Origin of the sequence: Microbulbifer sp. ALW1 (assembly GCF_009903625.1) — a bacterium.
Lineage (GTDB): Bacteria > Pseudomonadota > Gammaproteobacteria > Pseudomonadales > Cellvibrionaceae > Microbulbifer.
Genome location: NZ_CP047569.1, coordinates 948,813 through 957,500, shown reverse-complemented (window position 1 = coordinate 957,500; position 8,688 = coordinate 948,813). Strand labels below are relative to the sequence as shown.

At 58.3% G+C, this 8,688-nt stretch carries 10 protein-coding genes (1 of these 10 cut by a window edge); 4 read left to right on the top strand and 6 right to left on the bottom strand.

The features are described from left to right. From secB to GRX76_RS03920, 3 genes are all read right to left on the bottom strand, one after another. Positions 1 to 294, bottom strand: the 5' portion of a protein-coding gene (gene secB, locus GRX76_RS03930) for a protein-export chaperone SecB (protein ID WP_160152117.1). It extends 204 nt beyond the left edge of the window; the window shows 294 of its 498 coding nt (coding positions 1-294); the start codon lies at positions 292 to 294; its stop codon lies beyond the left edge, outside the window. A 136-nt stretch (positions 295 to 430) separates the two neighbouring features. Continuing rightward, positions 431 to 682, bottom strand: coding sequence for a glutaredoxin 3 (grxC, locus tag GRX76_RS03925; protein ID WP_160152116.1), 252 nt, complete (start codon positions 680 to 682; stop codon positions 431 to 433). Between the two features lie 54 nt (positions 683 to 736). Next, the gene (locus tag GRX76_RS03920) at positions 737 to 1,147 is read right to left on the bottom strand and encodes a rhodanese-like domain-containing protein (RefSeq protein WP_160152115.1); all 411 of its coding nucleotides are present in this window, start codon (positions 1,145 to 1,147) and stop codon (positions 737 to 739) included. 341 nt (positions 1,148 to 1,488) lie between these two features. Between GRX76_RS03920 and gpmI the strand changes: the two genes are divergently transcribed. From gpmI to GRX76_RS03900, 4 genes are all read left to right on the top strand, one after another. Beyond that, positions 1,489 to 3,033: a 2,3-bisphosphoglycerate-independent phosphoglycerate mutase gene (gene gpmI / locus GRX76_RS03915; protein WP_160152114.1), complete on the top strand. Its 1,545-nt coding sequence runs from the start codon at positions 1,489 to 1,491 to the stop codon at positions 3,031 to 3,033. A gap of 44 nt (positions 3,034 to 3,077) precedes the next feature. After that, positions 3,078 to 4,211: a murein hydrolase activator EnvC gene (locus GRX76_RS03910; protein WP_160152113.1), complete on the top strand. Its 1,134-nt coding sequence runs from the start codon at positions 3,078 to 3,080 to the stop codon at positions 4,209 to 4,211. Positions 4,212 to 4,444: 233 nt separating this feature from the next. Next, complete coding sequence (locus tag GRX76_RS03905; RefSeq protein ID WP_160152112.1) at positions 4,445 to 5,833, top strand: S41 family peptidase; 1,389 nt, start codon at positions 4,445 to 4,447, stop codon at positions 5,831 to 5,833. A gap of 186 nt (positions 5,834 to 6,019) precedes the next feature. Next, positions 6,020 to 6,265, top strand: a complete 246-nt coding sequence (locus GRX76_RS03900) for a DUF6316 family protein (protein ID WP_160152111.1) — start codon at positions 6,020 to 6,022, stop codon at positions 6,263 to 6,265. 49 nt (positions 6,266 to 6,314) lie between these two features. On the opposite strand, the gene hisF is transcribed toward GRX76_RS03900, so the two are convergent. The 3 genes from hisF to hisH form a co-directional block, all read right to left on the bottom strand. Next, positions 6,315 to 7,076 (bottom strand): imidazole glycerol phosphate synthase subunit HisF, encoded by a 762-nt coding sequence (gene hisF / locus GRX76_RS03895; protein WP_160152110.1) that lies wholly within the window; start codon positions 7,074 to 7,076, stop codon positions 6,315 to 6,317. A gap of 13 nt (positions 7,077 to 7,089) precedes the next feature. After that, on the bottom strand, positions 7,090 to 7,833 hold the full coding sequence (gene hisA, locus GRX76_RS03890; RefSeq protein ID WP_160152109.1) for a 1-(5-phosphoribosyl)-5-[(5-phosphoribosylamino)methylideneamino]imidazole-4-carboxamide isomerase: 744 nt from the start codon (positions 7,831 to 7,833) through the stop codon (positions 7,090 to 7,092). Between the two features lie 198 nt (positions 7,834 to 8,031). Further along, positions 8,032 to 8,676 carry an imidazole glycerol phosphate synthase subunit HisH gene (hisH, locus tag GRX76_RS03885; RefSeq protein ID WP_160152108.1) on the bottom strand — a complete coding sequence of 215 codons (645 nt, stop codon included), beginning with the start codon at positions 8,674 to 8,676 and terminating at the stop codon, positions 8,032 to 8,034. Positions 8,677 to 8,688: the final 12 nt, after the last annotated feature.

Genomic DNA, 8,688 nt, shown 5'->3' with positions numbered 1-8,688 from the left:
CAGACCTTTGATACCAAACAGGCCGGCCTGCTGAACCTCTACCAGGAAAGCGGTCTCGTCTTCGATCTTGACGGTGATGGTCAGGGTCAAAGCCACTTCATACAGATCTTCATCGATCTTGGCGGTTTTGGTGTTCAGCTCCTGATTAACCTGGGGTTTCCACTGCTTTTTGAAAACCTCTGCACCCATCGGAGTCTCGAAGGACAGGTCTTTCAGGTAGATGCGCTGCATCGCAAATTGTACTTGTTGGGCGTCGTCTGCGTTTACTGCTGCGCCGTTTTGTTCTTCAGCCATGTTGCTGCCTGTTCACTAATTAAGATTATTGACTGCCTTCCCTGATAAGAAGACTCCCTGTATGAGTCTTACTTATGGGGGCCTCGAAATACCCTTTCAAGGCATCTGTTGGAAATTTCTTCGACTAAGCGGCGGCTTACGCCAGCAATTGATCCAGCTCGCCACTGCGCTCTATCGCCATCAGCTCGTCGCAGCCACCCACATGGTGTTTGCCAATCCAGATCTGCGGCACCGTGTGACGACCTGCCTTGGCGGTCATCTCCGCACGTAATGCTGGCTTACCATCTACCGATATCTCTTTGTAGGAGACATTTTTGTTGTCCAGCAAATACTTGGCCCGAATACAGAAGGGGCAGTAGCGGGTGGTGTAGATGACTACGTCTTTCACGACCAGTTAACCTCTTTACGTCTCGAAACCTAACGTTCGCAGCGCTGCTGCGCCTCAGCCTTTTACCAGCGGCAGCTTCTGGTTCGACCATTCAGACATGCCACCTTCCAGGCGGCGCACGGTGTAGCCGGCCTTTTTCAGCTGGCGACCGACAGGCCCCGCGTGCTGGCCCATTTTGTCTGCCAGGATCAGGGTCTTCTCTTTATAAGGTGCCAGCTCACCAATGCGCTTCTCCATCTCACCGTGGGGAATGTGGATTGCGTCCACGATATGCCCGGCGGTGAATTCACTGCGGTCACGCAGATCAATGACCTTGGCGTCATGAATGTTAATCAGCTGCGTAGCCTCATGAGCCGATGCAGGCTTACCCGCTTTGATACGCTCGGTAATCGCAAACGCGTAAATCAGCGCCACCAATAAACTTACCAGCAGCCACTGCTCGCTGATAAAGACGAAAAAGTCCACTTCGCCCCCAAAAATCTCTGAATTGTTGTTGTAAACCGCGCCAGACTTGCCAGTCGAGCCCTGTAGGGCCGCGAATGTACACAGTCACGTGGTAGGCCATTGAAGGTGGCGGAGTATACACGACCATGGCCATTTCTTAATCAGCATTTTCCGGCACCGTTATCACACGTCTTCACACACCGATTGCCTCAATCACTGATCAAACCCTGACCTTCCTCCCCTAAACAGGTTAAAATCCGCCACCTGCGGTTTAACACCCTCTAAGTTTCCGATTTCCGGCAATGGCGCCGAGCGATCTTCCACAAACCGACCGATTAACTCAGCAAAGGAATTCCAATCCCATGGCATCCGAGTCTTCGCCTAAACGCCCCCTGGTACTGCTCATTCTGGATGGCTTCGGCTACAGCGAGCACAGCGAACACAACGCCATTGCTGCGGCAAACACCCCGGTTTGGGACCAGATCTGGGCCAATCGCCCGAAATCCCTGATTCACACCTCCGGTATGGCGGTGGGCCTGCCGGAAGGGCAGATGGGCAACTCCGAAGTAGGACATATGACTCTCGGTGCCGGCCGCGTGGTGTACCAGAACTTCACTCGCATCAACAAGGCCATCGCAGACGGCGACTTCTTCACCAATCCGGCATACACCGCCGCGGTGGACAAGGCCATCGCCAACAATGGTGCAGTGCATATTATGGGCCTGGCTTCCGAGGGCGGCGTACACAGCCATGACGACCATATTGTTGCCATGGCCACTCTGGCGGTACAGCGCGGCGCCAAAGCGGTTTACATTCACGCTTTTACCGACGGTCGCGACACCGCACCGCGAAGCGCCGAAACTCCGCTGGCACGCCTGACTCAGGTATGCGATGCCCTGGGGACCGCGCGCATTGCCAGTATTGCCGGTCGCTACTTTGCGATGGATCGCGACCAGCGCTGGGATCGGGTGCAACCAGTTTACGACCTGATCACTCAGGGCAAGGCTGAACACCAGGCCAGTGATGCCCTCGCGGGCCTCGCCGCTGCTTACGCACGCGACGAAAACGATGAGTTCGTTGCCCCAACCCGGATCGGAGATGCCGCGCCCTTGCAGGACGGCGATGCAATGATCTTTATGAATTTCCGCCCGGACCGCGCACGCCAGCTGACCCGCGCCTTCACCGACGCCAACTTTGACGGCTTCGAGCGCGCCGTCACCCCCAAACTGGCAGACTTTGTAATGACCACCGAATACGCGGCCAGCATTGACGCCAGCTGCGCCTTCCCGCCAGAAAGCCTGGTCAACACCCTGGGTGAATACCTGCAGAACCAGAACAAGACCCAGTTGCGCATCGCCGAGACAGAAAAGTACGCACATGTGACCTTCTTCTTTAGCGGCGGCCGCGAAGAGCCCTACAATGGCGAAGAGCGCATCCTGATCAAATCCCCGGACGTGGCGACTTACGACCTGCAGCCGGAAATGAGCGCACCAGAGGTGACCGACAAACTGGTTGCGGCCATTGAGAGCGGCAAGTTCGATGCCATCATCTGTAACTACGCCAACGGTGACATGGTCGGACATACCGGTGTTTTTGAAGCAGCAGTGAAAGCGGTAGAAGCGCTGGACAGTTGTGTGGACCGCGTAACCAAAGCGGCACTGGCCGCCGGCGGCGAGGTACTGATCACGGCGGATCACGGCAATGTGGAAGAGATGTTCGACGCCGGCTCCGGCCAGGTCAGCACCCAGCACTCCACCCTGCCTGTACCCTTTGTGTATGTGGGTGAGCGCGATATCAGCATGCGCGATGGTGGCAGCCTGGCCGATGTGGCACCCACCATGCTGGCGCTGATGGGTATACCCCAGCCGGCAGAAATGACTGGTGAGCCCCTGGTAAAAATTGGCTGACCTCAAATTAACAAACATTAAAAGCAGCGGGAAAGTATTACCCCATGAAATTGGTCGCACTGTTTTTCAGCGCACTGCTATTTATCCCCGCCTGCTTCGCGCAGGCGGCGGACGAAGAGCAGCAGGCGCGACTGGCGGAAATCAAACAGCGTATCGAATCCCTGCAGCAGGAGCTGAACCAGGTCAAAGGAGAGCGCGACCAGCTGTTGAAAGACCTGGAGTCCAATGAGAAAGACATCTCCGAGTTGATCCAGCGTATTGATAAAATCAAAGCGGATATGCAAAGCCGCGGCGAGAAGTTGCAGGAGTTGAAGCGGGAAGAAAAACAGCTGGAGGAATCCCGCCGAAGTATGCAGCGGCGGGTCGAGCAGGAAGTCGCCGCCGCTTACCGACTCGGTCGCCAGGAGCAGATCAAGCTGCTCCTCAACCAGCAAGACCCCCAGCACATCGCCCGCCAACTCCGCTACCACGACTACTTCCTCCAGCAACGCAGCCGCGTCATCGACGATTACGTCAGCACCCTCGACCAGCTCTCCACCGTCAGTTCAGGTATTCAGCGGGAACAGGACACCCTTGCCAGCGAACGCGACCAGCTGGAGCAAAAGCGCCGCGCACTCACCAGTGCCCAGCAAAACCGCCAGCGCACCCTGGACCGACTGGCCAAACAGCTAGCCAGTAAAAGCGGCGAACTGGATCAGCTACACAGTGACCGCAGCCGCCTCCAGCGACTGGTGGATGAAGTAGGCAGAGCAATCGCCACCCTGATCAACCCCAGCGACCAGACGCCCTTTGCCAAGCAACGCGGGCGTATGCAGTGGCCCGCCCAGGGACGCCGCGCCAATGCCTTTGGCCAGCGCCGTGCCAACGGCATCACCTGGACGGGGGTCACGATTCGCGCCAATGAAGGCCAGCCGGTCGAGGCCATCCACCGCGGGCGCGTGGTATTTGCAGACTACCTTCGCGGCCAGGGCATGCTGATCATCCTCGAACATGGCGATGGCTACATGAGTCTCTACGGCCACAACCAGTCCCTCACCCGCGCCATCGGCGAATGGGTGGAGCGCGGCGACACCATCGCCAAGGTGGGCAATACCGGCGGCCTTAGCCAAAGTGGCCTTTACTTCGAAATCCGCCGCAACGGCAAGCCCCAGGACCCGACCGCCTGGTGCCGGGGCTGATCCAAACAGCCCCCTGCCGACACGCAATCTGCCCGTAAACGCCCGCGATCTCCGCTTCCCGGCTTGTTCCGCCGCTCCTGTGCCTAACATATTTTTCCCTGCCAAGTCCCCCTCTGCCAGCGCCCAGTACACGTATCCCGGTTCGTTTCTCCGCCAAGTTCAAAACCCGGCGTTGGCGGCGGGTCTACAATTCCTGTTGGAAAGTAACGATAAATGCCAAGGACGTGCAGACTATGTTCACCCCCAAAATGCTGGCCCGTATTGTTGGCGTGGCTGCCCTTACCGCTCTGCCGCTGATGGGACTCAGCCAGGGCGACAACAGCGAGCGCCGCTCACTGGAAGCGGAATCCCGCCTGCCGCTGGAAGACCTGCGCAGCTTTGCCAAAGTGTTCGAGCAGATCCGCCAGGGCTATGTGAATGAGGTGGACGACAGCACCCTGCTGGAATACGCCATCAAGGGCATGCTCCAGGGACTGGATCCACACTCCGCCTACCTCGACAGCCGCTCCTTCGACGACCTGCAGGCCAACACCACCGGTGAATTCGCCGGGTTGGGGATCGAGGTGGGGATCGAAGACGATTACATCACCATCATCACCCCGATGGACGACACCCCCGCCGAGCGCGCCGGTTTGCGCGCTGGCGATGTGATCCTGCGCCTTGCCGGCAAGTCCATGCGCGGCGTCAGCCTGGATGAGGCGGTGGACAAGATGCGCGGCCCGGTGGGATCGCCGGTAACCCTGACCATCGGCCGCAAAGGCCACAAGGAACCCTTTGACGTCACCCTCAAGCGCGACAAGGTGCGGGTATACAGTGTGCGCGGCGAGATGCTCGAAGATGGCTACGGCTATGTGCGTATCAGCCAGTTCCAGCTGGATACCGGTGGCGACCTGATGCGCGCGATGAAAAAACTCAAGAAAGAAGGTGAGTTGAAAGGCCTGATCATCGACCTGCGCAACAACCCCGGCGGGGTACTGCAATCGTCGGTGGAAGTGGTCGACGCCTTCTTGGAAGAAGGCCTGGTGGTCTACACCGAGGGCCGCAACGAGTCCTCCAATTTGCGCTACTCCGCCAGCCCCGGTGACGTCACCAAGGGCGCACCGCTGGTGGTACTGATCAACGACGGCTCTGCCTCGGCGGCAGAAATTGTCGCCGGTGCCCTGCAGGATCACCGCCGTGCGGTATTGATGGGCACCGACAGTTTCGGCAAGGGTTCGGTGCAGACTGTCATCCCCATCACCGACGATCGCGCCATCAAGCTCACCACCGCACTCTACTTCACCCCCAAAGGGCGTTCGATTCAAGCCCAGGGCATTACTCCGGACATCACCGTTGAACGGGTGCAGGTCACTCGCATGGATGGGCGCACACGCACCACGGAAGCGGACCTGGCAGGTCACCTGGGTAATGGCAATGGCGGTGAGGAAAGCGGCTCGGAAGATCGCAAGCGCGCCAAGGCCGGCAAGAAAGACTGGTACAGTCGCGACAACCAGGTATTTGAGGCCCTGAATGTGCTCAAAGGCCTGAACCTTTATGTGAAACGCCCGGCGGTAAGTAGCGAAGAGAGCAGTGCGCCGGCTCCGAAAGATCAGGTAGCACGTATCCGCGCGGAAGATCTGTAACCTGGCTTATTGCGAGCTTGCGCAGATTGAAATTGCGCAAATTAAGGTTGCGCAAACACAGGCGCCCGCGGACCAACCGACACCCTGTTTTTGACTAATCTTTAAATAGGGTGTCGATGTTCGACCCTGGCAGCGCACCACAGAATGTAAGCGCCCTGCCCGGCAGTAGATGTAGCGAGGTGAGTCATGCAGCAGTATCGTCGTGGCGAACAGGGTCAAACCATTCCCCCTCGCGCAGACCGTTTTTACAAGCTGGGTGACGACTGGTATTTCACCGTGCGCGGCGGTAAAGCCTTTGGGCCTTTCACTTGCCGGGCTGAAGCGGAAAAGGCCGTAGAAAAATTCCTCAATCCCGCCAAAGAGTACGCCGGCAATGTGCGTCCCTTTGGCAGCCTCCGCGCCAAGCGCTGGCGCTCGCAATTCAGGTTTTAATCCAACCGCCCCACAGCACCCAACGCAACGACATAAGGCCTGCCCGCCGTCAGATTCGCATTTCTATGCCTGCATCCTGCATAAACGCCTTGGCTTCACCCACGGTGTATTCACCAAAGTGAAAAATACTCGCGGCGAGAACCGCATCGGCACCGCCCTTTAACACACCGTCCGCCAGGTGCTGCAAGTTGCCCACACCGCCGGAAGCGATTACCGGTACGGACACGGCATCGGAGATGGCGCGGGTCAGTGCCAGGTCAAAACCGTTCTTGGTGCCATCGCGGTCCATGCTGGTCAGCAGGATTTCCCCGGCACCGTAACTGTCCATTTTTTTTGCCCACTCCACCGCATCGATGCCGGTGGGCTTGCGTCCGCCATGGGTAAAAATCTCCCACTTGTTCTCACCCACCTGCTTGGCATCGATGGCGACGACGATGCACTGGCTGCCGAAGCGGTCGGCAGCCTCGCGCACAAAGTCTGGATTGAATACTGCGGCGGAGTTGATTGCCGTTTTATCGGCACCGGCGTTCAGCAGGTTGCGGATATCCTGAATTTCGCGCACGCCGCCACCGACGGTCAGCGGGATAAACACCTGGGAGGCCATTTTCTCCACGGTGTGCAGCGTGGTATCGCGGCCTTCATGGGTGGCGGTGATGTCGAGGAAGGTCACTTCGTCGGCACCGGCTTCGTTATAGCGACGGGCGATTTCCACCGGATCACCGGCATCGCGGATATCGACAAAGTTGACGCCTTTGACCACGCGGCCAGCGTCGACGTCGAGACAGGGAATAATGCGTTTGGCGAGGCCCATGTTTATATCCCGATTACTTCTTCCAGTTATCGCACAGCGTCTGCGCGGCGCGCAGGTCGAGCTTGTCTTCGTAGATGGCGCGGCCGGTGATGGCGCCGAAGATTTCGGTTTTGTCGTCGCCGGCAGCCAGTAGCTTTTCGATATCTTCGATGCAGCTGACACCACCGGAGGCGATGATCGGGATCTGCACGGCGCGGGCGAGGTCCATGGTGGATTCGAGGTTTACCCCCTGCATCATGCCGTCGCGGGCGATGTCGGTGTAGACGATGGCGCTGACACCGCAGTCCTGGAATTCTTTGGCGAGTTCGGTGGCCTGGACGTCGGAGACTTCAGCCCAGCCTTCGGTGGCGACGAGACCGTCTTTGGCGTCGAGGCCGACGATGATGTGGCCTTCGAATTCACGGCAGGCTTCTTTGACCAGTTTGGGATTTTTTACCGCGGCGGTGCCGATGATGGTCCATTTGACCCCCGCATCGAGGTAGCGCTCGATGGTTTTCAGGTCGCGGATGCCGCCGCCGAGCTGGATGGGGAACTGCGGGAACTGGCGGGCAATGGCATTGACGGCGTCGCCGTTGACGGGGTTGCCGGCGAAGGCGCCGTTGAGGTCGACGATGTGCAGGCGTTTGGCGCCCTGGCTGAGCCAGTGTTCGGCGGTGGCGACGGGGTCGTCGGAGAAGACGGTGGCGTCTTCCATTTCACCCTGACGCAGGCGTACACACTCGCCGTCTTTCAGATCAATGGCTGGGATTACGATCATTATTTATAACTTCCTGTTTCGGGGTCCCGGTTATTTTCAGGCCCAGTGGCGGCAGGGCACCGGGTAAGTCTTTTCAAAACCGCTGTGAATACATCCCTGTACGCTGCGTCGGCAACATCCCTGTTGCCGACGCTTTTGAAAAGACTTACCCGGCACCCTGCCTTCGCATCTCGTTATTTACTTCGTCAGCTGACGTTCTTAAGCAGCGCCGTTCCAACCAACAAAATTCTTCAGCAGTTGCATACCCGCATCCGCACTCTTTTCCGGGTGGAACTGGGTGGCGAAGATATTGTTGCGAGTAACAGCCGCGGCAAATTGCACACCGTAGTCAGTCTCGCCAGCAACGGCATCATTGCCTTCAGAAGGCACATAGTAACTGTGCACAAAATAGAAGCGGCTGCCGCTTTCGATACCTTCCCACATGGGGTGGTCGATTTTCTGCTGCACGCGGTTCCAGCCCATATGCGGGACTTTCAGGCGCTGGCCGTTTTCATGCAGATCTGTGCCAAAGAATTTGACTGGCTGCGGGAAGATGCCGAGGCAGTCGACGCCACCATTTTCTTCGCTGCTCGCCATCATGATCTGCATGCCTACGCAGATGCCAAGAATCGGCATGCCGGATTCGATGCACTGGTTCAGCAGCGGTACGAAGCCCGGGCGAATGAAACCTTCCATACAGTCGCGGATGGCGCCGACGCCGGGGACGATGAGGCGGTCTGCGCCCTGGGCTTCTTCCGGGGTGGTGGCGAGGACGACTTCATCACCGGGGGCGACCTTTTTCAGGGCGCTGGCGACGGAGTGGAGGTTGCCCATGCCGTAGTCGAGGACGACGATTTTTTGCATCTTCGTTCCCGC

What these genes read in the sequence shown, in the direction of transcription:
- hisH (WP_160152108.1), bottom strand. Translation starts at nt 8,676, where the DNA reads ATGCAAAAAATCGTCGTCCTCGACTACGGCATGGGCAACCTCCACTCC.
- hisF (WP_160152110.1), bottom strand. Translation starts at nt 7,076, where the DNA reads ATGGGCCTCGCCAAACGCATTATTCCCTGTCTCGACGTCGACGCTGGC.
- hisA (WP_160152109.1), bottom strand. Translation starts at nt 7,833, where the DNA reads ATGATCGTAATCCCAGCCATTGATCTGAAAGACGGCGAGTGTGTACGC.
- GRX76_RS03900 (WP_160152111.1), top strand. Translation starts at nt 6,020, where the DNA reads ATGCAGCAGTATCGTCGTGGCGAACAGGGTCAAACCATTCCCCCTCGC.
- GRX76_RS03905 (WP_160152112.1), top strand. Translation starts at nt 4,445, where the DNA reads ATGTTCACCCCCAAAATGCTGGCCCGTATTGTTGGCGTGGCTGCCCTT.
- gpmI (WP_160152114.1), top strand. Translation starts at nt 1,489, where the DNA reads ATGGCATCCGAGTCTTCGCCTAAACGCCCCCTGGTACTGCTCATTCTG.
- GRX76_RS03910 (WP_160152113.1), top strand. Translation starts at nt 3,078, where the DNA reads ATGAAATTGGTCGCACTGTTTTTCAGCGCACTGCTATTTATCCCCGCC.